Genomic DNA, 22481 nt, shown 5'->3' on the forward strand with positions numbered 1-22481 from the left:
CAAATGTTCCGGGGTCGTGGCATGATCGTCCCCATGAAGCTCTACGCAGCCGCGCTTGATTTTGAGCCCATTGCCCAGGAGTTTGGCGTGCAGCGCCAGGTTCCGGAGGCAGCCCGCAAGGAGGCCGAACGCCTGGCGGCCGAGGGCCTGCCACCAGCAGATCGCCGCGCCGACCATACGGACATCCCCTTTGTCACCATCGACCCACCCGGCTCCAAGGATCTGGACCAGGCGGTATTCATCAAGAAGTTGCCGGATGGCTTTAAGGTGCTGTACGCGATTGCAGACGTCGCCGCGTTCGCGGAGTTCGGCCGGGCGCCTGCGGTCCGGGCCGTGTCGTTTGAGCGGGGCCAAACCATTTACTTGCCCGACGGCGCCGCCCGGCTGCACCCCGAAGCCATTTCGGAAGGCGTGGCGAGTTTGCTCCCGCAGGAGCTGCGGCCGGTGGTGCTGTGGAGCATTGACCTGGACCTTCAAGGCGAGGTGCGGGGCGTGCAGGTGGAGCGCTCCACGATTCGTTCGCGGGCGCAACTCACCTATGAGCAGGTGGAACGCTGGTTGGGGACCGATGAGCTCCCCGAGGCGATTGTGCACCTTGAGGAGGTGGGCAAGCTACGCCAGGCTTCACATTTGCGCAGGGAGGCAATCAACCTGCGGCTGCCGGCGCAGCGCGTGGAGATCACCGACGGCAAGGCGCACCTGGTGGCGGAGCCGCGCTACCGGAGCATGGACTACAACTCCGAGATTTCGCTGCTCGCGGGAATGTGCGCGGGCCAAATGATGGCTCAAGCGGGCGTTGGCGTGTTGCGTACGCTGCCCGCTGCCACTGCCGATGCGGTCCAGGAGTTCCGCGCCGAAGCCCGCGCCCTGGGAGTAGCAGGTGCGCAGGACACGCCGATCACGCAAATTATCGACGAGCTCAACGTGGATACTCCGCAAGGTCTCGCGCTGATGCGGGTGGCGCAGGGCTTGCTGCGGGGCTCGGACTACCAAAACCTCAGCACACACGGCGCCGAGCTACACGCCGGGGTGGGCGGCTTCTACAGTCACGTCACCGCGCCGCTTCGCAGGCTGATCGACCGCTACGCAACCGAGTTTTGTTTGAACATTTGTGCTGGTGCGCCTGTTCCTGAGTGGGCGCGGGAGGGGCTCGATGAGGCGATTGCCACAATGCGGCGTACCGGCCAGCTTGCCAGTGCGGTGGATCGGGCGTGCTTGGACCTCACGGAGGCGTCGGTGTTGCAGGAGTCGGTTGGTGAGATCTTCAACGCCGTGGTGCTCAGCAGCAATGGCAAGCGCGCCCACGTGCTACTGCACACCCCGCCGGTGATGGCCACTTGTGAAGGCCAGCTCGCTGCGGGCAGTCAGGTGCAGGTGCGCCTGGTGGAGGCTGACCCGCAGAGCCGAAGCGTGACGTTTACTGCTGGCCCGCCTACCCCGCCTGCTCGCTGAGCGCGACAGCGGCGGGCAACCCACTGTCCAGCACAATCAGGTTGAGCCCGTCTTCGTTGAGGTCCGCAATAAAGTTTTTCAACTGAGACTCGCGCACAAGTGCTACCACCGCGCCCGTTGCGCCGGCTTCGAGGCTGCGGGCGGTGAACGCGCCGCGGGCCTTGAGGAGTTCGGCCAGGGGCGCGTCGGCACCGCAGACCCCATACTCCGAGGCCAGCGCTGCCTGGGAGGCGTCGAGGATCGCGGGCAGTTCCTCGGGGCGCCGTGAGCGGATTGCCCGCACGGCCTTAGTTGCGCGCTGCGTTTCGGTTTCCACGAAGGTGAGCCAGTCGCGTGCCTCGTCCAGGGTGGGGGAGCCTTCGGTGCCGTGGACGGAGTGCACGGCGCTCAGCCAGTCCATGACGCGCGGGGTGGCGTCGGGTAGCAGGCGTAGGCTCTCAGCGGCGAATGCCTTGGCGGCTTCGGTGATGAATGCTTGCCGACGCGCCAGCTCGCCATGCTGTGCGGCGTAGCTCGGCGGGATCACCACCACAGGCACCAACTGTAGGAACTCAACGGGGCCTGGGGCGGGGGAGATGGAGTGGTCTGCGTAGTCAATGACGTTGAGCGAATTGCCGATGCCCCGCAGCGCTGTGGTGTAGCGGAAACGCAACTGGGAAGGCTGGAACTTCTCTGCTGGGGTGGTGGTGGCGCTTGCGCTTGCACAGGCCTCGGCGAAGCGTGCGAGTTGTGGTGGGGTGTCGGCGTCGTCCAAGTGTGCAGTCAGTGCGAGCACCACCGCTGCTTCCAGCGCGGCTTCTTCGCCGAGGCCGGCGCCCGGGGGGATGTCGCTGAGCGCGGTGATGTCAAAGCCGTGGGTTTCGCGGGAAAGCATTTGCCGGTGCACCATCGTGGCAATGAGGTTTGCGATCCTTGCCGCGGGATCTTCGCTTGTCAGCGGTGTATCCGCGTGCATTGAGGTGTCCAGCTCCGCGCGAAATGAGCCAACCTTCACGGGTTCTGGGGCAGCGGATTGCTGGGTTTGAAGCTGCTGGAAGTCACCCACGCGGTAGCAGGTCAGCGAGATTGCATCATCCAGGCGTGGGGAGAGCACCACCGCGGTGCGGAACTTGGTTTGGTAGGCGAGCACGATGCCGCCCGCGTGGTCCGTGTGCTCACCGAGCAGTGCCCACGTGCCTGGCGCGGATGCCGCGGCCTGGAAGCTGGCGAAGGCGGCCTTGTGAACCTTTTCTGCCATTTCCACGAGGTTGTAGGAGGGGTTGTGGATTGGTCCCGAATCTGGCCACACAGGCATGAATGCCACTCCTTTAATGTATTGGGGGCGCAGCGCGCAAAACAGTGTTGAGTGTAGCCGATGGCCCGGACACGGCTCCACGCGCCAAAATATTCTGCACGCACCCGGTGGCCTCTCCTACACTGGTGCCCACAACGTTTCCACACCCAACACACTCCAACACACTTCAAGGAGGCAATTGCCATGAGCGATTGGTACTACAACCCTGAAACCAAGCAGGTGGAGCAGGGCAAGGTTTCAGGTTTTGACAAGCGCATGGGCCCTTACGCATCCAAGGAAGAAGCCGAGCGCGCACTCGACATCGTGCAGCAGCGCAACGAGGCGGCTGATGCCTACGACGAGCAATACGAGGATGAAGACTAGCCCCGAAGACTAGCTCTTCTTCTTCCGCTTCTTTGCTTCCTTCGCCGCCTTCGCTGCCTTTGCTTCAGCTTTGGCCTGCTTCTTTTGCTGCTTCTTCGCGGCTTGTATTAATTGGTCGTATTGTGCCTCGATGAGTTGGAAGTCGGCAAAAGCCTCGCGCATCTGCTGCATACCCAGCTCACGGTAGTGCTGGTAGCACACGCCGTAGGCGAAGGTGTCTTCGCCGTGGCGCGCAGCGATTTTCGCCTTGCGCGCGAGCGTGTCCCGGATGGTCACGCTGTCCTGGAATTCCCCGAGTGATGTCTGCGCGCGCTTGCACACCGAGTACAGGTCCCCGATGGGCAGTTTCTTGGCGTAGCCTTCCGAGCGCGCCGCTTCGCCTACGGCCTCTGTGACGTAGCGCAGTTTTTTAATAGATTTGCGCAGGGTGTGGAAGCCCTCTTCAAAGTCGCTGACGTTGCCGCCCCAGGAACCTTTTTCAGCAGCATCCATAATGTGCGTGAAGTCAGCAATCTCAGCGAACTTCTTGGCTGCCTTCTTGTAGCTGCGTTCTAGCTTGGGGAGCAGCGCGAAGGTGGCCAGCTCAGCCACGTCAGCTTTCCCATCCGCGTCCTCGCCCCCATCCCCGTCCACAGCAACGTCAACCCCTTCAGCCTCAGCAAGGGGCGGGTCACTCAGGAAGGCCTCGAGCCAGCTCAGCAAGGTGAGGTAGCGCTCGTCGTCGAGAATACGCACCACCCTTTCATGTGCTCGCAGGTAGTCGCGCTGCAACTGTGCCCGAAGTGCGGCGCTCGCCGCGTCGTCAATCGCCGGGGTGGGGGACTGCTCGAGCCATCCCGCAACTTTGTCGCGAATGACTTCGGCGTCACGCGCCTTGCCGAGGATCGCGGCGAGCTGTTTAAGGGCTTCGTCCAGGCGACTGGTGGCACCGGGTGCGAACATGTCCGCGAATGCGCTGAGGTGACTGCGCAGCTCACGGGTAGCAACGCGCATTTGGTGAATGGAGTCCCATTCGTCGCGGCGCACCTTGGGATCCATCTGCACAATCGTTTCCACGTTCCGCGCGAGCGACTCCAGCACCGACTGCGCCGCGGGGTCCTCCAGCTCAGCCAGGCCCGGAGGGTGCGGGGCATTGCGTTCCGACGCGCCCAAGGCGGAGACCAACTTCGAGGGGCTCTGGGAGGGCACCGCTCCAGCGTTGAGCAGCGCTTCGCGCGCCTGGTTGAGGATTTCCTCGGCCACACCGAGTTCCATTGCGGCTTCGGTGGCTTCTGCCTCCAATTCACGCCATTCGGTGGTGCTGCCTCCGGGGAGGTAGGAAGTGGCGGTGACGTGGTCGTCGCTAATCTCCGCGATTGCTTGGCCTTGGGTGTTTTCCAGCACAATCTCGTGGCGCTCATTGTCCACCCTGGCGATAGGCACCAACTCCAGGCCTCGCACGATAGCGCGGACATTGGCGCGCACCACGTCCGGCACCTCGTATTTGCTGCTCTGCGCCGCGCTGAGTACGGCGTCGCTGTCCAGCTCGTCCTGCAGCGGGGTGTGCAGCTCCAGGCGCCCCATGTTGTGCGGCAACTTCACATGCCAGCCGGAGTCTTTGCCGCCCAGGCGCCGGCGCAGCGTGATCTTGTTTCTGGTGAGGCGCAGATCCTTGGTGTCGAAGTACAGCGCTGAAAGGTGGTGGACAACCGGCGTTGCCACCTGGGCCACACCTTCGAGCTGGGTGAAATCCGGCAGGTCGGCGTGCGGATCCGCCGGGTTGGGAGCGAACTTCAGCTCGAGCTCAACGTGCTGGGACTGTGCGTTGGTGGCCATACAACAGTTCTAGCATTGCCCCCTGATTCCGGCTAGAGAACAAGGAGACAAAACTGGGGCAAGAATAGGGTAATTTTCGCAGGCTAGCCCCCAAATTGCGGTGCGTGTCCGAGGTGTTGCCTATCGTTGTGGGTATGAATTCACAACAGGAATACGTGCTGCGCACCATTGAGGAACGAGATATCAAGTTTGTGCGCCTGTGGTTTACAGACATTTTGGGCAGATTGAAGTCCGTTTCCGTAGCCCCGGCTGAACTGGAAAGTGCCTTTGAAGAGGGCATTGGCTTTGACGGTTCCTCGATTGAGGGCTTCTCCCGCGTGTCTGAGGCAGACACGATTGCCATGCCGGATCCCTCCACATTCCAGATCTTGCCCTTTGATGATGACGATTCGCCTCTGCAAACCGCCCGGATGTTCTGTGACATCCTCACGCCCGATGGCCAGCCTTCCTATTCAGACCCCCGGCAGGTGCTGCGCCGCCAAGCCTCCTTGGCGGCAGACGAAGGCTTTGAGTGCCACGTCTCCCCAGAAATCGAGTTCTACCTGGTGAAGTCCCTGGATACTGACGGCCAGCCGCCCATCCCTACAGACAACGGCGGCTATTTTGACCAGGCAACCCAGAACGCAGCACCCTTCTTCCGCAGGCAAGCCATGCTCGCCCTGGAATCCATGGGCATCCCGGTAGAGTTCTCCCACCACGAAACCTCCCCCGGCCAGCAGGAGATCGACCTCCGCTACGCCGACGTCCTCACCATGGCGGATTCCGTGATGACCTTCCGTTATGTGATGAAGCAAATCGCCATGCACAACGGGGTGAGCGCCACCTTCATGCCTAAACCATTCCAGCAATACGCTGGGTCGGCCATGCACACCCACATGTCCTTGTTTGAAGGAGACATCAACTCCTTCCATGACCCCGACGAGGAATTCAGCCTCTCCACCACCGCAAAGCAGTTTGTAGCAGGTATCTTGGCACATTCCTCCGAAATCGTGGCCGTGACCAACCAATGGACCAACTCCTACAAACGCATCCTCTTTGGCAATGAGGCCCCCACCTCCGCCACCTGGGGTGTATCCAATCGCTCCGCGCTGGTACGCATCCCCACCTATCGCCTTGGCAAGGCGGAGTCGCGCCGGGTGGAGGTGCGTTTGCCGGACAGCGCCTGCAACCCCTACCTTGCCTTTGCTGTGCTCCTCGGCGCCGGTTTGAAGGGCATTAAGGAGGGCTATGAAGTTCCAGAGCCCGCCGAAGAAGACGTAGCTCTGCTCTCCGTGCGCGAACGCCGCGCACTGGGCTATCAAGACTTGCCCACCAGCCTGGACCAGGCGCTGCGCAAGATGGAGCAATCAGAATTCATGGCGGAGGTCCTCGGCGAGCACGTCTTTGAGTATTTCCTACGCAACAAGTGGCGTGAGTGGCACGACTACCAGCAGCAAATCACCCCTTGGGAATTGGCAACCAACTTGGACTATTAAGGGTTGTCGAGGCCTGGAGAGGGTGAGAGAGTTTGCAGTCAGGAGCAGCACAATGAGCAATCACAGCAACAGCGCGCGCACAACACTGCCCACCATTGGCGCGTTGGGCCTCAACGGTATGCACGCACACCAGGACCTGGAGTGGCTGGGGTGGTGGAACACAGAAAGCATTGACTTGCTCTGGGGCCTCACCGGCGTAGGTGACCCAGACCTCGCCCTCAACACCCTCATCCGCCTCATGCAAACCGTGGATGACGCCGAACGCGCCGAGCTCGACGCTCAGCTCCGCAGCGACCTCACCTTCCGAGTCCGCCTGTTTTCCCTCCTCGGTGGGTCCGCAACCTTGGGCGACCACCTTGTGGCCAATCCACACCTGTGGCGGGAAATCAGCAAACCCATCCCCACCCGAGCGGATATGTTCAAAGAGTTGCTCAGCGCCATCGAGGCGGAGCCCGCGGGGGAAGTGGTTCCCGAAGGGGAAGCAGAGGGAGAAGGGGTAGGTGCCCAAGAACCAGATCCAGACCCCAACCCAGATCCAGCATCCGCAGACCTCCGCAGCCACGGCACATACCGCGCCGGGCCTTCCCGATCCGGCGCTGAGGCCGAGCAGGTTCTGCGCAAGACCTACCGCAACCTGCTGTTGCGCATCGCCGCAGTGGACTTGGCCGGCACGTACCTTGACGATCCCCGCCGCCAAGGCCAGCCCGCCGTGGGCTTCCGGGTTGTCACCAACGCCCTCGCGGACCTCGCCGATGCGGCGCTCACCAGCGCCTTGGCCGTGGCCGTGCGCACCGTCTATGGGGACGCACCAATCGACTCTCGTCTCGCGGTCATCGCCATGGGCAAGTGCGGCGCGAGGGAACTCAACTACATCTCGGACGTGGACGTTATCTTCGTTGCCGAGCCAGTAACCGCACGCGGCACCAGGCTGGCCGGTGAGTTCATTCGCATCGGCTGCAACGCCTTCTTTGAAGTGGATGCGGCACTGCGCCCAGAGGGCAAGCACGGCGCGCTCACAAGAACTCTGGAATCCCACGTCACCTACTACAAACGCTGGGCAGACACCTGGGAGTTCCAAGCTCTGCTCAAGGCCCGCCCGATGACCGGGTATATGCCCCTGGGCCAGGCCTATCACCAAGCCATCGGCCCCATGGTGTGGGAAGCCAGCCAGCGAGAATCCTTCGTAGACGACGTCCAAGCCATGCGCCGCCGCGTCCTGGACAACGTGCCAGAAAAGCTCAAAATACGGGAGCTGAAACTGGGCGAGGGCGGCCTGCGCGACGTCGAATTCGCCGTGCAACTCCTGCAGCTCGTCCATGGGCGTTCCGACGAAACCCTGCGGGTTCTAGCCACAGTGGATGCACTTGAGGCTTTGGTGGCTGGCGGTTACGTCGGCCGCGAAGACGGCTCTGAACTGGTGCGCGCATATGAATTTCTGCGTCTGCTGGAACACCGTCTCCAACTCCAAAAGGTCAAGCGCACACATACGCTTCCGCAAGAGTCCGATGCGAAGAATCTTCGGTGGTTGGCCCGCGCCTCCGGAATGAAGAGTTCCAAACTGGCGTCTTCTGAGCAGGCTTTGGATGACACCCTTCGCAAGGTCCGCCTGCAAATCTCAAGCCTGCACCGAAAGCTGTTCTATCGCCCACTGCTCAACTCGGTGGTGAACTTCGATGCCGGCACCATCAACCTCAGCCCCGAGGCGGCGAAGCTGCAACTGAAAGCCCTGCGCTACCGCTTCCCCGACCGTGCGTTTGAGCACCTCAAGGCTCTTGCGGCAGGCAGTGGGCGAAAGGCTAAAATCCAGGCGCTCCTGCTGCCAATCCTCATGGAGTGGCTGGCAAACACGGCTGACCCAGACGCAGGCTTGCTCAACTACCGCAAGCTCTCCGAGGCGGCCGAGGACCGCACATGGTTCCTGCGCATGCTGCGTGATGAGGGAATCGTGGCCCAACGCCTCATGACTATTTTGGGCAACTCTCCATACGCTGCTGACCTGTTCATTTCCACCCCGGACGTGGTCAAGTTACTCGGCGACGGCGCCACCGGCCCCAAACTTCTGGAACGCTCCTCAGACACGATCACCAAATCCCTGGTGGCCGCCGCCGGTAGGCAAAACGACCCCACGAAGGCGATTAACGTGGCTCGCTCGCTGCGCAGAAACGAGCTTGCCCGCGTGGCCGCGGCTGACCTGCTGAGCCTGATGGGCACCCGTGAGGTCTGCGAAAGCCTGTCCAACGTGTGGAACGCGGTGTTGGAGGCCGCAATCCGGGCGGAGGTCAAAGCCTCGCTGAAGGAACTCGGCGTGGACAAACCACTGGCGCGTATTGCCGTGATTGGCATGGGCCGCCTAGGGGGCGCGGAACTTGGCTATGGCTCGGACGCCGACGTGATGTTCGTGTGCGATCCCGCTGAAGGTGTTGACGAAAACGATGCCGTGAAGTGGGCCATCAGTGTGTGCGAGGGCCTGCGCACCCGCCTGGCCACGCCTTCGGGCGACCCACCACTGGAAGTGGACTTGGGCCTGCGTCCTGAGGGGCGTTCGGGTGCGGCGGTGCGCACGCTGGAGTCCTACAAGCAGTACTACGAACGCTGGGGCGAAATCTGGGAAATCCAGGCATTGCTTCGCGCCACTGACGTTGCAGGCGACCGCGACCTCGGCGTGCGATTCCTCAAGATGATCGACACCTTCCGCTACCCAGCCCAAGGCACCAGCGCGGCCACCATCAAAGAGGTGCGCCGCATGAAAGCTCGCGTGGACAACGAGCGCCTTCCCCGTGGCGCCGACCGCAACACGCACACCAAGCTGGGCAGGGGAGCACTCACAGACATTGAATGGACGGTGCAACTGCTCACCCTGGAACACGCCCACGAGTACCCCCAACTGCAGAACACTTCAACTTTGGAGGTCCTGGAGGCAATCGGTGAGGCCGGAATCCTGCCTGCCACCCAAGTGGACATCCTTACCGAGGCCTGGCTCACCGCCACCGAGGCCCGCAACTCCATTGTGTTGGTGCGCGGAAAGCGCGTGGATCAACTCCCACAGCCAGGCCCCCAATTGGCCGCGGTAGCTGGCGCTGCCGGTTGGGACCCAAACCAGTCCCAAGAATTCCTGGACCACTACCTCAAGGTCACCCGCCGCGCCCGTAAAGTGGTGGACCAGGTGTTCTGGGGAGAAGAGGTATCGCCCCACGAATACTAGAAATACCAGGGTGAAATGGGGGAGATCCCCCAGTGACGGCAGGCAGCACCGCGCCTAGCCTTGGAAAGGGTACGCAGCCCGCCCACCACGAAGGAAGCACAATGGCTATCGAACTCTCATTGGATCTCTCCCAGGCAACCCTTGCTGACCTGCAAACCTTCATCCAGGCGGTGGAGGCCACCGGCACACCGGGGAGCACCGAACTCCACCTCGAAGGTGCAACCCTGCGCATCGCAGCAAACCCAACGAATCCCGATAAAACAGCACATTCTACGAACACCGCGCACAGCGCTCGCAAACCCAGCTCAGACCGTGGTTTCCAACCTGATGGACAATCCCTGCAGTGGCTGCTCGACCGCGTGCTAGAGGTGCGAAACTCAGTGAACAACCCTCCTCACTAGCCACTCATTTAGCCCAAGAGCCGCGCCTTCCGGTTTCTCCGGCTCTGGCCACCACATACCCGGCCATGCCAGCCACAATCACGGCGCCCACAGCGAGCCAGGCGAATCGGAAGTCCGGCCAGGAGTAGGTGCCTGCGGGGTTGTGCTGCACCAGCAGCCACCCGAGCGCCTGTGAGCCGATCACGGTGGCAGTGAACCCACCCATGTTCGCCAACCCGGTGGCGGTGGCCAGCACGGGGAGGGGCATGCGTTCGCGGACGGTGTCAAAGCCAAAACTGGAAGCCGGCACCAACATCGCGAGCACGATCAGCATGAAGGTCACCGCCGCCACGCCGCGTGGGCTGTCGGTGGCGAAAAACCACAGCAACAACACCAAGCTGGCGCCAGCGGCGAGCACTGCAACGTCGCCGCGACGAACCCCCGCGCGGGAGGAAATCCAGCCATGCACTGGGGCGGCGAGCGCGCCAGCGAACGTCTGGACGCTGAAAGCGAAGGCGACGTCGGCAGGTGCCAACCCCATGCCGAGTTTCATCAACGGCGCACCCCACAGCAGCAGGAAGATGGCGCTCGGCGCAACACCCACCCAGTGGACGAAGAAGGCCTGCCACACTACCCGGGACCGCACCACCTGCCGCAGGTTCGCCTTCAAGTGAGCGAGCATCCGCTGCCCGCTGGCTGAAGGCGTGTGCGAGGTTGTGATGAGCAACCCCGCCGCGAAAGCGTTAATGATGCCCACCGCGCCGAGCCCCACGAACGCCTGTGGCCACCCGCCCCACGGCGCCTGCAGAACCAAGAAGAAGGGTATCGCAGAAAGCACCTGCCCGAACTGCCCCAATGCGGTGGTGAACTGCAGGAATACGGGTGCTCGTTTGGCGGGGATCCATTCGGGGATGATGCGCAGGACGGAGAGGAACGCGGTGGCGTCACCCATGCCGATGGGCACGCGGGCGGCGAGCGCCCATCCGTAGCTCGGCGCGAAGCCGAGGAGAATTTGGCCGAGGCCCATGATGAGTGCGCCAATGAGTAGCATCTTTTTGGGGCCGAAGCGGTCGATGGCAAGGCCCATCGGGATTTGGGAAGCCGCGTACACGCCGATTTGCAAGGTGGTGAACACCGCCAGCGCGTTGGCATCCACCTGGAAGCGGTCCATTGCTGCCACCCCGGCTACGCCGAAGCTGGTGCGGCCCGTGATTGCCAGGATGTAGACGCAGGTGGCGGCGAACCAAATGGTCACCGCCTTCCTACTCAGGCGATCAGGCGTTGCGCTCATCAGCGAGGTGGCCGTGGACGATCACGTTGAAGCCAAGGTCGGCGGAGCCGTCGGTAGAGCAGGCGATGAGCACGATGCGCCCGGGGATGTGCTCGTCTACCAGCCAGGCGTCGTCGATGGCCTCGTACTTGTCAATCAGGTACGTGCCGTCCACGATCCACTCGCGCGCATTGCCGCTGGCATCCGCCATGGTGATCCGCGAGCCGTTGAGCACCGCGGTAGGGTAGCGCGACACCTGTACACCGCCCACGCCACTAATCACTTCCGGGGCGTTGAAGTTCACGTTCGCCGTGGCCAGCTCCGAAATCGGGTTGAATACCAGCGGTGCCTGCCCCCAGGCGTGCCCCAGCACATAGGTGGTGCCGGCCTCGGCGGTGGTGGGCGATTGTCCCCAGCCTTCCACCCAGCGCACCATCGTGTCCTGCGGCCCTGCCGGGTTCAGCGGGAGCACATAGGGCATGGAGTCATAGGTTGCGTTGGTGATTGCCGCAGGGCCGTCCATTCGGAATGTCCCCACGCCCACCGGCGCCTGCCCCTCGTTCACATGCGGCGCGGCAGAGGTGGTAGGTGCCAGAGAGGTTGTGCTGGTCGGCGCGGTACTCGTTGCAGGCGCCGGAGCTTCCTCCGCGAAAGAGCATCCGACGAGGCCAGCACAGCCCACAACGCACACCGCCACACCTGCCGCACCCTTGGCCCACACCTTCTTGGGCTGCTCTGCGGAGGTGAGTTGCTCACTACGGAGGCGGGGCAGGTGCACGGTGAACTCTTTTCGGTGGAGAAGTGGAGAACATTAAGGACAAGAGAAGTTGGTTCAAAACTAAGAGTATAAGCGCTTCGCCTCCGCAACACCCCTGCCTGCTTGGGGTGTGCTGCGCTGGCGTGCATCTATTAAGGTGGATCGGGTGAAATACATTTCTACTCGCGATTCCCAAGCAACTCCTGCGAATTTTACAGACATTTTGCTCGGTGGCCTGGCACCCGACGGCGGCCTGTACCTGCCGGAGGAATACCCGCAGTTGGATGACGCCACGCTGAATCGTTGGCGCGAATTGCTCGCGAGTAGTGGCAGCTCAGGTTATGCCAAGCTCGCCGCGGAGGTGCTCAAGCTGTTTGTCACGGACATCCCGGAGGCAGATCTTGAGGCGATTGCTGCGCGCGCGTACACCACGGAGAAGTTCTCGAGCGCTGAAATTGTGCCGGTGACCAGGCTCAACGACCAACTTTACATCGGCCACCTCTCCGAAGGCCCAACCGCTGCCTTCAAAGACATGGCCATGCAGCTCCTGGGCGAGCTGTTCGAATACGAGCTTGCCCGCCGCGGTGCCACGCTGAATATCCTGGGCGCTACCAGCGGCGACACCGGCTCCTCCGCGGAATACGCCATGCGCGGGCGCGAGGGCATCAAGGTGTTCATGCTCACCCCAAAGGATCGCATGACTCCCTTCCAGCAGGCGCAAATGTTTGGCCTGGATGACCCGAACATCTTCAACATCGCCCTGGACGGCGTGTTCGACGACTGCCAGGACGTAGTAAAGGCCGTCTCCGCGGACGCAGAGTTCAAGGCACGCAACAGCATCGGCGCGGTGAACTCCATCAACTGGGCGCGCCTCATGGCGCAGGTGGTGTACTACATCAACTGCTGGCTGAAGGTGACGGACTCCAATGAGCAGAAGGTGAGCTTCAGCGTCCCAACTGGCAACTTCGGCGACATTTGTGCAGGTCACATTGCCAAGCAAATGGGCCTGCCGATCGACCGCCTCATCGTGGCCACCAACGAAAACGACGTGCTGGACGAATTCTTCCGCACCGGCCACTATCGCGTGCGCACCTCCGCCCAAACCTTCGAAACCTCCAGCCCCTCAATGGACATCTCCAGGGCCTCCAACTTCGAACGCTTCATCTTCGACCTCCTCGGCCGCGACGCCTCCCGCACCGCCGATCTCTTCGGCACCCAGGTCAAGCAGGGTGGCTTCTCGCTTTCCGACGACACCGCCTTCCCCGCCGCCGCACAGCAATACGGCTTCCTCTCCGGTTCATCCACCCACGCCGACCGGCTTGCCACCATCAAGGCAATCAAGGACGAGTTCGGCGTCTTGGTGGACCCTCACACCGCCGACGGCATCAAAGTTGCCCAAAGCTGGCTCGACGAGGTGGACACCCCAATCGTCTGCCTGGAAACTGCCCTGCCAGTTAAGTTCGCCGACACCATCCAAGAAGCCATCGGTTCATTCCCCGAGGTACCCGAGCGTTTCAAGGACATCCTCGACGGCCCCCGCATCGTCAAGGACATGCCCAACGACGCCGAGGCCGTCAAGCGCTACATCGAGGAATCCATTTCCGGCTAGTTCGCGCTTGGTTTGTGCGTAGACCGCGGTTTTGACGCGGGTAGGTTTTCAGGACACCTTCGGACCCGGCAGTGCGTGGGATAGAAAAAGGTGTCCTGGTTTCCGTCGCTGGTAGGTGGCGGAGGTTGGCGTGCATACCCCAGGGTAGGTTTTCAGGACACCTTTGCACTCGGCAGTGCGCGGAAGAGAAAAAGGTGTCCTAGTTTCTGTCGTTGGTAGTTGGCGGAAGTTGGCGTGCATGCCCCAGGGTAGGTTTTCAGGACACCTTTGCACTCGGCAGTGCCCGGAAGAGAAAAAGGTGTCCTGGTTTCCGTCGCTCGCACAAAACCGTCGCGCCACCCAGCCCCTTGACCAACCGCTGACCAAGCGCTGACCTACTGCTTCCTCTTCGTGCCCCAGATGAGAAGCGCGAGCACGGAGGCCACAAAGCCGCCTGTGACGAGCCAGGTCGCGGGGGAGTGGAAGATCCAGTAGCCCTTGAGGGAGTACCACCATACGTTGGCGTCGGGAAATTGTTGGTTGATGTAGGTGGGGATGAACAAGGTGATGAAGCCGGTGCTCAGCAGCCCGAGCCAGCCGAGGAGGCCGGCGATGGGGCGCGTCGCGTGTACACCAAATGCAGTGGCGAGTGCAGCGAGGAAGCCCACGGCGCCACAAAGGATGCCAAAAACGGAGAGCACGGTAATCCACCAGACATTGGCGTCGATGGGGTTGCCAATAAAGATGTAGTAATGATCAACTTCGTGCTGGTGATCTAGGGAGAACCCAGGGATTTGAATGTCTGTTGGGACCATGGGTTTAGAATACCGGCTCCCCTCGCCGCCCCAAGCGCTGCGCGTGTGAAGCTCAACACGGCAGGTGCGCATCAGGCGTTAGGATGGATTCGGTCAAAACCCCAAAGAGAAACGAAGGATCGCCCTATGCCCACCCCCGATTTTGTGCTGAAGCTGCGTGAGAAGGTGGGCAATGACCCGCTGTTGTTGCCAGGGGTGACGGCGGTGGTGCTCCAAGACGTGCCTCCAGGTGCGCCGATTTCTGAGGTGCCCAAGGTGCTGTTGGTGAAGCGCGCAGACAACGGCGAGTGGACCCCGGTGACGGGAATCGTTGACCCCGGTGAGGAGCCGCACGCCGCCGCAGTGCGCGAGGTCCTGGAGGAAACCGGGGTAAACGTGCAGGTGGAGGCGCTGCTCGGGGTGGGGGCGGTGGGCCCAGTGGAGTACCCGAACGGCGACGTCACCTTCTACATGGACACCGCCGTGCGCTGCAGCGTCATCGGGGACCCCACCGCCCGCGTCGGTGATGATGAATCCACTGATGTCGGTTGGTTCTCCGTGATGCAGATGCCACCGATGAAGCCCCGCTTCCGCCTCGTCATCGGCGACGCCGTCGCAAACCTCCGCCGCCCCGCAGGCTTCGCCCCGCGCCTCGGTTTCCAGAAGCGCGATCGCTTGCGCTGAATTGCCGACGCGCTCAAGGCCTAAGGTTTCCCAAGGCCCCAGGCGCGGCGAGGCCCAAGCGCGGCGAGGCTAGCCCCAACGCCAGTGAGCTAAATGCTCAGCGGTTGGGTGTGCGGAGTGACGGCGACGGGGAGTGCTGTTTCACCCATGAGGTCGGCGTCCACGGCTGCTGCCGCAGCGCGGCCTTCGGCGATGGCCCACACGATCAGTGATTGGCCGCGGCCGTTGTCGCCGGCTACGTACACTTTTGGCTTGAACCCTGGGAACAGGGGCTTGACCTGGGCGCGGTATTCGGAATCGCGGACCATGCGGCCGCGTTCATCGAAGGCAACGCCGAGTTCGTGGATTACACCGGAGCGCTCGGCACCGCTGAAGCCCAGGGCGATGAGCACCAGGTCGGCGTCGATCTCGAAGTCGGTGTCCTCCATGGGCACGCGCTTGCCATCTACCACCTTGACCTCGTTGCCGCGCAGGGAGGTCACGCGGCCGTTTTCGCCGTGGAAGGAGACGGTGTTCACGTTGTAGATGCGCTCGCCCAGGGCGTCGCCGGGTGCGCGCTTGGCCAGGCCCAGGGCTTCGATCTCTGCTGCGGATTCGTCACCGGTGATCACGTACTCGCCCTCTTCGTGGGCGGTGGCGGTGCGGTAGAGCAGTGGGTACATCGGCCATGGGGTGGAGGCGGCGCGGTGCTTCGGTGCGCGAGGGCGGATGTCGAACTGGGTCACGCTCGCTGCGCCTTGGCGCAGCGCGGTGCCAAAGCAGTCGGTGCCGGTGTCGCCGCCGCCGATGATGACCACCTTCTTGCCCTTGGCGTCGATCACTGGCACGTCTTCATCGCCTTCGCACACGCGGTTTTGGAGGGTGAGGTATTCCATCGCGGGGTAGATTCCCTCAAGCTCGCGGCCTTCAACAGGCAGGTCGCGGGCCACGGGGGTGCCGGTTGCCAGCACTACGGCGTTGTATCCGGCAAGGTCCGCCGCGGTGGGGGAGACGCCGGTGCGGAACTCGGTGCCTTCCGCCTGCATCTGCTCAAGGCGGCGGTCAATCCACTTGTTTTCCATCTTGTACTCGGGCACACCGTAGCGCATGAGCCCGCCGATGCGATCGTCGCGCTCAAATACTGTCACCTTGTGTCCAGCGCGGGTCAGTTGCTGCGCCGCGGCGAGGCCAGCGGGCCCGGAGCCCACCACTGCCACCTTCATGCCTGTGTCGAGGGATGGCTTGATCGGGGTCACCCAGCCTTCCTCGAACCCGCGCTCGGCGATGGCCAGCTCAACGTTCTTGATAGTGACGGCGTCGTCGGAAATGCCGAGCACGCAGGCGCCTTCGCAGGGGGCGGGGCACAGGCGGCCGGTAAATTCGGGGAAGTTGTTGGTGGCGTGGAGGCGGTCGAATGCTTCCTGCCAGCGGTCTTGGCGCACGAGGTCATTCCACTCGGGGATGATGTTGCCCAGCGGGCAGCCTTCGTGGCAGAAGGGCACGCCGCAGTCCATGCAGCGGGTTGCCTGCTGCTCGATTTGGCCGCTTGGGGCCTGCTCGTACACTTCGCGCCAGTCCATCAAGCGCAGAGGCACAGGGCGGTGTGCCGGCTCGGCGCGGTCAAACTTTTGAAAACCGTGTGGATCAGCCATTAGTTCACTGCCTCCATGATTGCTTCGTTGACGTCGCGGCCCTCGCGGGTTGCCACGTCGATGACATCCAGCACCTTTCGGTACGGCGCTGGCAGGATCTTGATGAATTGTTGCGGCTGCACCGTGGTGGTTGCCCCGGTGCGGCGAGCGTGCTCGGCCAGGATGTGCTCCAGGAACTCGATGTCAGTGTCCGTGAGTTCTTCCACGCCGTTGGCCACGTCCTTGTTCAGGCGTTCTGTCACCTTTCCGGTGTCTAGCAGGTAGGCCACGCCACCGGACATGCCGGCACCGAAGTTCTCACCGACCTCACCGATCACCACAACCTTGCCGCCGGTCATGTACTCGCAGCCGTGGTTGCCAATACCTTCAACTACCGCCGTTGCGCCGGAGTTGCGCACGCAGAAACGCTCGCCGACGGCACCGCGGATGAACAGCTCGCCACTGGTTGCGCCATAGCCCACCACGTTGCCCGCGATGATGTCCGGGTTGTGCTTGAGCTGCTTTGGCGCGTCCGCGCTTGGGCGCACCACGATGCGTCCGCCGGAGAGACCCTTGCCCACGAAGTCGTTGGCGTCGCCTTCCAGGTCCAGCGTCATGCCGCGAGGGATGAAAGCACCAAAGGAGTTGCCTGCGGAACCGGTGAAGGAAAGGTGCAGAGTGTCCTCCGGCAGGCCCTGGGCGCCCGCGGCGCGGGTCACCCTCGAGCCGGTCATAGTACCCACGGAGCGGTTCACATTGGTGATGGGGTAGTGCAGGGAAATGGTGGGGTTTTCACCCGCAGCCATCCACTGCGGCGCATTCGCGGAGTTCTTGGCCGCGGCGGCGTCGATGGTGAGCTGGGTGTCCGCGATGATCTGGTGATCCAGGGCCTTTTCCAGGCCATGTTCCTGCGTCCTGGTGCAGCGCAGGTTTTGGTTGCGGAAGTGCGGGGACTCCACACGGTGGAAGATCGGGCTGAGGTCCAGCTTGCCCGCGCGTGCGGTTGCGGTTTCCTCAGCCATCTTGAGCACCTGGGCCTGGCCCACGGCTTCGTCGATGGAGCGGAAGCCCAGTTCAGCCAGGTATTCACGCACTTCCTCGGCGATGAAGGTAAAGAAGTTCACCACATGCTCCGCCCGGCCCGTGAACTTCTTCCGCAGCTCAGGGTTCTGGGTGGCAATACCCACGGGGCAGGTGTCCAGGTGGCATACGCGCATCATGATGCAGCCCTCAACCACCAGCGGAGCGGTGGCAAAGCCGAACTCTTCTGCGCCGAGGAGGGCTGCAATCACCACGTCGCGGCCGGTCTTCAACTGGCCGTCGCACTGCACGCGGATTCGGTCACGCAGGCCGTTGAGCAGCAGGGTCTGCTGGGTTTCCGCAAGGCCAAGCTCCCAAGGGCCACCAGCGTGCTTCAAGGAGGTCAGCGGGGAAGCGCCGGTGCCGCCGTCATGCCCAGACACAAGAACCACGTCAGCGTGTGCCTTGGAAACACCCGCAGCCACGGCGCCGATGCCCTGCTCCGCAACGAGCTTCACGTGGATGCGGGCGTCGGGGTTAGCGTTCTTGAGGTCGTGGATGAGCTGGGCCAGGTCCTCAATGGAGTAGATGTCGTGGTGTGGCGGCGGGGAGATCAGTCCCACGCCTGGGGTGGTGATGCGCACCTCGGCGACCCAAGGGTAGACCTTGTTCGGTGGCAACTGGCCACCCTCGCCTGGCTTTGCGCCCTGGGCCATCTTGATCTGAATGTCCGTGCAGTTGGAGAGGTAGTGGCTGGTCACACCAAAGCGGCCGGAGGCCACCTGCTTGATGGCGGAGCGCTTCCAGTCACCGTTTGGCTCCACGGCAAAGCGCTTTGCATCCTCGCCGCCCTCGCCGGAGTTGGACATAGCACCGAGGCGGTTCATGGCGATTGCCAGCACCTCGTGGGCCTCGGCGGAGATAGAGCCGTAACTCATGGCGCCGGTGGAGAAGCGCTTGACGATGTCCGCCACTGGCTCCACCTCGTCCACGGAAATTGGCTCGCGGTCGGGGGCGAACTCAAAGAGGCCGCGGATAGTGGCCAGGCGCTTGGACTGGTCATCCACCTTCTGGGTGTACTCCTTGAAGATGGCGTACTGGCCAGTCTTGGTGGCGTGCTGCAGCTTGAAGATGGTCTCTGGATTGAAAAGGTGGTATTCACCCTCGCGGCGCCACTTGTATTCACCACCCAAGTCCAGTGCGCGGTGCGCGTGCTCTTCGGGGCGCGGCAGGAAGGCGCTGCGATGGCGGGCCTCCACGTCTGCGGCAACATCTTCCAAGTCGATACCGGAGATTGGGGAGGGGATGCCACCGAAGTATTCATCCAGGAGGTCCTGGTGGAGGCCGGTGACGTCGGCAAGCTGCGCGCCGCGGTAGGAAGCGACGGTGGCGATACCCATCTTGGACATCACCTTGAGCACGCCGGAGGTGGCGGCGGTGATGTAGTTGGTGCAGGCCTGGTCCAGGGTGAGCTCGCCGAGTTGGCCGGCCATGCGCAGCTCGTCGATGGTTTCAAAGGCCATGTAGGGGTTGATTACGTCTGCGCCGAAGCTGATGAGCATGGCCAGGTGGTGAACTTCGCGGGCGTCGCCGGACTCGATCACCAGGGAGGCGTGGGTGCGGGTGCGCTCGGCCACCAGGTGTTGGTGCACCGCGGAAGTGAGCAGCAGAGATGGGATCGGTGCGTAGCGTTCGTCGGATTCGCGGTCCGAGATCACGATGATGGTCTTGCCCTCGGCAATCGCCTTGGATACTTCACGGCGCACGCGGGCGATGGCCTCGCGCATGCCGGCGCCGTGGTGTGCCACGGGGTAAAGGCCGGAGATTACCGCTGCGCCGAATGCTGGCCACTGGTCGTCGTCATTGGCGTGGATCAGTGTTGCCAGCTCGTGGTTGTCAATCACGGGACGATCCAGGTGGATACGTCGGGCTGCCTCAGCGTCTGGGTGCAGCACGTCGGACTGCGCGCCCAGCAGCGTGAACATGGAGGTCACGGGCTTTTCGCGGATGGAGTCCAGCGGGGGGTTGGTCACCTGGGCAAAGCGCTGCGCGAAGAAGTCGTAGAGCATGCGCGGGCGCGCGGACAGGGCAGCGATCGGGGTGTCGGAGCCCATGGAGCCGATTGCCTCGGCGGCGTCCAGCGCCATGGGGCGCACGATGAGGTCCACGTCTTCTTCCGTGATGCCAAAGACGCGCTGGCGCAGGACGGCGCGGTTGTGCGGCATGTAGTCGTAGCGGGTCTGCGGGAGGTGTTCGAGGTGCACAAAGTTCTCGCGGATCCACTCACCGTATGGTGCGGCGGTGGCCAGTTCACGCTTGATTTCTTCATCCTCGATGATGCGGCCCGCGGCGGTGTCCACTAAGAACATGCGGCCAGGCTGCACGCGGGTGCGCTTGACGACGTGCTTCGGGTCAATATCCAGCACACCCGCTTCGGATGCCATCACAACAAGGCCATCATCGGTGATCCAGATGCGTCCGGGGCGCAGGCCGTTGCGGTCCAGGGTGGCGCCAACCAGGGTGCCGTCGGTAAATGCCACGGCTGCGGGGCCATCCCAGGGTTCCATGAGGCAGGAGTGGTACTCGTAGAAGTCGCGGAGCTTCGGGTCGATGTTGTCCGCGTGCTCCCAGGCCTGCGGGATCATCATCATGACTGCGTGCGGGAGGTCGCGGCCGCCAAGGTGGAGCAGTTCGAGGGCCTCATCCAAACGCGCGGTATCCGAGCCAGTTGGGGTGCAGATGGGCAGTACGCGATCCAGGGGCCCTAGCTTTTCGGACTGAATGAGCGATTCGCGTGCGCGCATCCAGTTTTCGTTGCCGCGCACGGTGTTGATCTCACCGTTGTGCGCCACCAGGCGGTAGGGGTGCGCAAGCGGCCAGGCGGGGAAGGTGTTGGTGGAGAAGCGGGAGTGCACCAGCGCGATTGCGGTTTCCATGCGTTGATCGCGCAGGTCAGGGTAGAACGCCGCCAACTGAGGGGTGGTGAGCATGCCCTTGTACACGATGGTGCGCGCGGAAAGGGAGGGGAAGTACACAGTGTCTTCGCCGTTTTTGGTGCCCAGCTCGCGCTCGCAGCGCTTGCGCACGAAGAACATCACGCGGTCTAGGTCGATGCCGGAGAGCTGGTTGCCTTCGGTGTCGGTGGCCGTGATGAAGACCTGTTCGAAGTGCGGCATGGCGTCGAGTGCCATTTCGCCGAGGTCAGACGGGTCAATGGGGACCTCGCGCCAGCCGAGAACTTCGGCGCCCTCCTCGCGGGCGATGGCTTCGATCTCGCGCTTGGCGTCCAGCATGGCCATGCGGGCCTTTGGTAGGAAGGCGATGCCGGTGGCGTAGGAACCCTGGGCGGGCAGCTTGAAGTCCACGACGGAACGGTAGAGGCGGTCGGGGATTTGCAGGAGGATTCCTGCGCCGTCGCCGGTGTTCTTCTCTGCGCCGGCGGCACCACGGTGGTCAAGGTTCACGAGTGCCTGGATGGCCTTGTCCACGAGGCTGCGCGTTGCGCGTCCATACATGTCTGCAACGAACGCAACGCCACACGCGTCCTTCTCAAACGAAGGGTTGTACAAGCCCTGTTTGTTCATGATCACCTCTTGGATTCTGTTGGTCAGTACATGCAGATCATCGAGTTACACTGGGCCACTCTCTGGGCCACTCTTGGCTACTCTGCGTCAATCTATAACTCAACAGGTTTCCAATACTGCGGTAAAGTGAGGTAACCCTAAAACTGCTGGCCAATAGAAAGTTACCGTGATCTATTTCACAAGATAATACCTTTTGGAGAACAGTTTTAGTGAATAAATCTCCAGCCGTCCTCCCGGGCTACGATTGCCACCCAAACGGGCACGGGAATTTTATTCACGGGCACACGGAATGAGGAAAGGCCCCCAAAATGCAAGAAAGCAGCACGAACATTGCCGTCCGAGGCCAGCTTGTCTGCGCAAACGAACAAGAGGCTGCGGCGGTGCTTTTCAACCTCCCCGAGCACACGCGGCTTACCCGAGCTGAACCGGGCTGCCTCAAGTTTGTGGTGACCCAAAGCGCAGATCCGCTGGTCTTTGAAGTAGAGGAGCGGTTTCTCGATCAAGAGGCCTTTGACGCCCACCAGGCACGCCTGCGCGGCACCACATGGTGGGAGGCAACCCAGAATATCCACCGCTCCTATGAGGTCACCGAAGCGTAAAACGCGCGGTTAGCGCGCAGCGATGATGTTGATCATCCAGCGGGTGCCGAACTTGTCGGTGAGCATGCCAAAAGAATCGCCCCAGGGTGCCTGCGCGAGCTCCACCTGCACGGTCTCAGCGATTTCCTTCAGGCTGTTCCAGTGAGCGGTGAGGGTCTCGCCATCTTCGGCTGCGGAACCAGTGAGGGACAGCGGCGTATCGTCACCTGGGGTGACGTCCATCTCCTCAGGAACATCTGAGGCAAACAGCACAGGCTTGCCGTCGATACGCAGCTCGGAGTGCATGATCAGTTCCGCGATGCTGGCGTCATTGCCCGGCATGTCGCCGAAGGTCATGAACTGCACTTCGCCGCCGAGAATCCGCTGGTAGGCCTCCATGGCCTCGCGTGCAGCGCCGGTGAAGTTGCGGTATGGGGTCAGATTTACAGTCATGCGCATGAGCTTGGGTCAAAGAGTGTGCGCTGAATATTTTGGGAATCAAAAGAGCGTCCGTGGCGTGAGATTCACCACGTCAAAATGCGGGAACATGCAGTTTAGGGCAAGTTTCGACGCCGCCAAGCGCCGCTCGTTCCCCAGGTGAGTTTCGCGGGCATG

The 22481-nt window shown here is 62.5% G+C and carries 15 protein-coding genes and 1 pseudogene; 8 read left to right on the forward strand and 8 right to left on the reverse strand.

From position 1 onward, the window contains the following. Positions 1 to 33: 33 nt before the first annotated feature. A pseudogene (locus NQ050_RS03865) lies at positions 34 to 1436 on the forward strand (RNB domain-containing ribonuclease); the annotation flags it as partial. Here the strand turns inward: NQ050_RS03865 and NQ050_RS03870 are convergent. Further along, positions 1433 to 2746, reverse strand: a complete 1314-nt coding sequence (locus tag NQ050_RS03870; RefSeq protein ID WP_257037968.1) for a galactokinase family protein — start codon at positions 2744 to 2746, stop codon at positions 1433 to 1435. The pseudogene NQ050_RS03865 and the gene NQ050_RS03870 sit on opposite strands and share 4 nt — an antisense overlap. A gap of 183 nt (positions 2747 to 2929) precedes the next feature. On the opposite strand from NQ050_RS03870, the gene NQ050_RS03875 reads away from it, so the two are divergent. Continuing rightward, entirely contained in the window at positions 2930 to 3109 is a 180-nt protein-coding gene (locus NQ050_RS03875) for a hypothetical protein (RefSeq protein ID WP_257037969.1), read from the forward strand. Between the two features lie 9 nt (positions 3110 to 3118). Here the strand turns inward: NQ050_RS03875 and NQ050_RS03880 are convergent, their stop codons facing one another. Next, positions 3119 to 4924, reverse strand: a complete 1806-nt coding sequence (locus NQ050_RS03880) for a CYTH and CHAD domain-containing protein (RefSeq protein WP_257037970.1) — start codon at positions 4922 to 4924, stop codon at positions 3119 to 3121. 134 nt (positions 4925 to 5058) lie between these two features. Between NQ050_RS03880 and glnA the strand changes: the two genes are divergently transcribed. From glnA to NQ050_RS03895, 3 genes are all read left to right on the forward strand, one after another. Further along, positions 5059 to 6399, forward strand: a complete 1341-nt coding sequence (gene glnA / locus NQ050_RS03885; RefSeq protein WP_257037971.1) for a type I glutamate--ammonia ligase — start codon at positions 5059 to 5061, stop codon at positions 6397 to 6399. A 52-nt stretch (positions 6400 to 6451) separates the two neighbouring features. Then, positions 6452 to 9601 (forward strand): bifunctional [glutamine synthetase] adenylyltransferase/[glutamine synthetase]-adenylyl-L-tyrosine phosphorylase, encoded by a 3150-nt coding sequence (locus NQ050_RS03890; RefSeq protein WP_257037973.1) that lies wholly within the window; start codon positions 6452 to 6454, stop codon positions 9599 to 9601. Positions 9602 to 9702: 101 nt separating this feature from the next. Then, a complete protein-coding gene (locus NQ050_RS03895) occupies positions 9703 to 10002 on the forward strand; it encodes a hypothetical protein (protein WP_257037974.1) in 300 nt (99 codons plus the stop codon). Positions 10003 to 10006: 4 nt separating this feature from the next. Here the strand turns inward: NQ050_RS03895 and NQ050_RS03900 are convergent, their stop codons facing one another. Both NQ050_RS03900 and NQ050_RS03905 read right to left on the reverse strand, forming a co-directional pair. Continuing rightward, on the reverse strand, positions 10007 to 11236 hold the full coding sequence (locus NQ050_RS03900) for an MFS transporter (RefSeq protein WP_257037975.1): 1230 nt from the start codon (positions 11234 to 11236) through the stop codon (positions 10007 to 10009). 19 nt (positions 11237 to 11255) lie between these two features. Further along, on the reverse strand, positions 11256 to 11948 hold the full coding sequence (locus NQ050_RS03905) for a sortase (protein WP_373456429.1): 693 nt from the start codon (positions 11946 to 11948) through the stop codon (positions 11256 to 11258). A gap of 226 nt (positions 11949 to 12174) precedes the next feature. Here NQ050_RS03905 and thrC point away from each other — a divergent pair, with 226 nt between their 5' ends. Then, the gene (thrC, locus tag NQ050_RS03910) at positions 12175 to 13617 is read left to right on the forward strand and encodes a threonine synthase (protein WP_257037978.1); all 1443 of its coding nucleotides are present in this window, start codon (positions 12175 to 12177) and stop codon (positions 13615 to 13617) included. 374 nt (positions 13618 to 13991) lie between these two features. On the opposite strand, the gene NQ050_RS03915 is transcribed toward thrC, so the two are convergent. Continuing rightward, entirely contained in the window at positions 13992 to 14411 is a 420-nt protein-coding gene (locus NQ050_RS03915; protein WP_257037979.1) for a hypothetical protein, read from the reverse strand. Positions 14412 to 14537: 126 nt separating this feature from the next. Here NQ050_RS03915 and NQ050_RS03920 point away from each other — a divergent pair, with 126 nt between their 5' ends. After that, positions 14538 to 15074, forward strand: a complete 537-nt coding sequence (locus NQ050_RS03920) for an NUDIX domain-containing protein (protein WP_257037980.1) — start codon at positions 14538 to 14540, stop codon at positions 15072 to 15074. Between the two features lie 89 nt (positions 15075 to 15163). Here NQ050_RS03920 and NQ050_RS03925 read toward each other — a convergent pair whose 3' ends face one another. Next, positions 15164 to 16705: a glutamate synthase subunit beta gene (locus tag NQ050_RS03925; protein ID WP_257037981.1), complete on the reverse strand. Its 1542-nt coding sequence runs from the start codon at positions 16703 to 16705 to the stop codon at positions 15164 to 15166. Then, on the reverse strand, positions 16705 to 21288 hold the full coding sequence (gene gltB / locus NQ050_RS03930) for a glutamate synthase large subunit (protein WP_257037982.1): 4584 nt from the start codon (positions 21286 to 21288) through the stop codon (positions 16705 to 16707). Before gltB ends, NQ050_RS03925 begins: the two co-directional genes overlap by 1 nt. 308 nt (positions 21289 to 21596) lie before the next feature. On the opposite strand from gltB, the gene NQ050_RS03935 reads away from it, so the two are divergent. After that, positions 21597 to 21887 (forward strand): putative quinol monooxygenase, encoded by a 291-nt coding sequence (locus NQ050_RS03935; RefSeq protein WP_257037983.1) that lies wholly within the window; start codon positions 21597 to 21599, stop codon positions 21885 to 21887. A gap of 9 nt (positions 21888 to 21896) precedes the next feature. Here NQ050_RS03935 and NQ050_RS03940 read toward each other — a convergent pair whose 3' ends face one another. Next, a complete protein-coding gene (locus NQ050_RS03940) occupies positions 21897 to 22319 on the reverse strand; it encodes a VOC family protein (RefSeq protein WP_257037984.1) in 423 nt (140 codons plus the stop codon). Between the last annotated feature and the right edge of the window lie 162 nt (positions 22320 to 22481).

Origin of the sequence: Corynebacterium sp. 122RC1 (assembly GCF_024580955.1) — a bacterium.
GTDB classification, from domain to species: domain Bacteria; phylum Actinomycetota; class Actinomycetes; order Mycobacteriales; family Mycobacteriaceae; genus Corynebacterium; species Corynebacterium kozikiae.

What these genes read in the sequence shown, in the direction of transcription:
- NQ050_RS03870 (WP_257037968.1), bottom strand. Translation starts at nt 2,746, where the DNA reads ATGCCTGTGTGGCCAGATTCGGGACCAATCCACAACCCCTCCTACAAC.
- NQ050_RS03875 (WP_257037969.1), top strand. Translation starts at nt 2,930, where the DNA reads ATGAGCGATTGGTACTACAACCCTGAAACCAAGCAGGTGGAGCAGGGC.
- NQ050_RS03880 (WP_257037970.1), bottom strand. Translation starts at nt 4,924, where the DNA reads ATGGCCACCAACGCACAGTCCCAGCACGTTGAGCTCGAGCTGAAGTTC.
- glnA (WP_257037971.1), top strand. Translation starts at nt 5,059, where the DNA reads ATGAATTCACAACAGGAATACGTGCTGCGCACCATTGAGGAACGAGAT.
- NQ050_RS03890 (WP_257037973.1), top strand. Translation starts at nt 6,452, where the DNA reads ATGAGCAATCACAGCAACAGCGCGCGCACAACACTGCCCACCATTGGC.
- NQ050_RS03895 (WP_257037974.1), top strand. Translation starts at nt 9,703, where the DNA reads ATGGCTATCGAACTCTCATTGGATCTCTCCCAGGCAACCCTTGCTGAC.
- NQ050_RS03915 (WP_257037979.1), bottom strand. Translation starts at nt 14,411, where the DNA reads ATGGTCCCAACAGACATTCAAATCCCTGGGTTCTCCCTAGATCACCAG.
- NQ050_RS03920 (WP_257037980.1), top strand. Translation starts at nt 14,538, where the DNA reads ATGCCCACCCCCGATTTTGTGCTGAAGCTGCGTGAGAAGGTGGGCAAT.
- NQ050_RS03925 (WP_257037981.1), bottom strand. Translation starts at nt 16,705, where the DNA reads ATGGCTGATCCACACGGTTTTCAAAAGTTTGACCGCGCCGAGCCGGCA.
- gltB (WP_257037982.1), bottom strand. Translation starts at nt 21,288, where the DNA reads ATGAACAAACAGGGCTTGTACAACCCTTCGTTTGAGAAGGACGCGTGT.
- NQ050_RS03935 (WP_257037983.1), top strand. Translation starts at nt 21,597, where the DNA reads ATGCAAGAAAGCAGCACGAACATTGCCGTCCGAGGCCAGCTTGTCTGC.
- NQ050_RS03940 (WP_257037984.1), bottom strand. Translation starts at nt 22,319, where the DNA reads ATGACTGTAAATCTGACCCCATACCGCAACTTCACCGGCGCTGCACGC.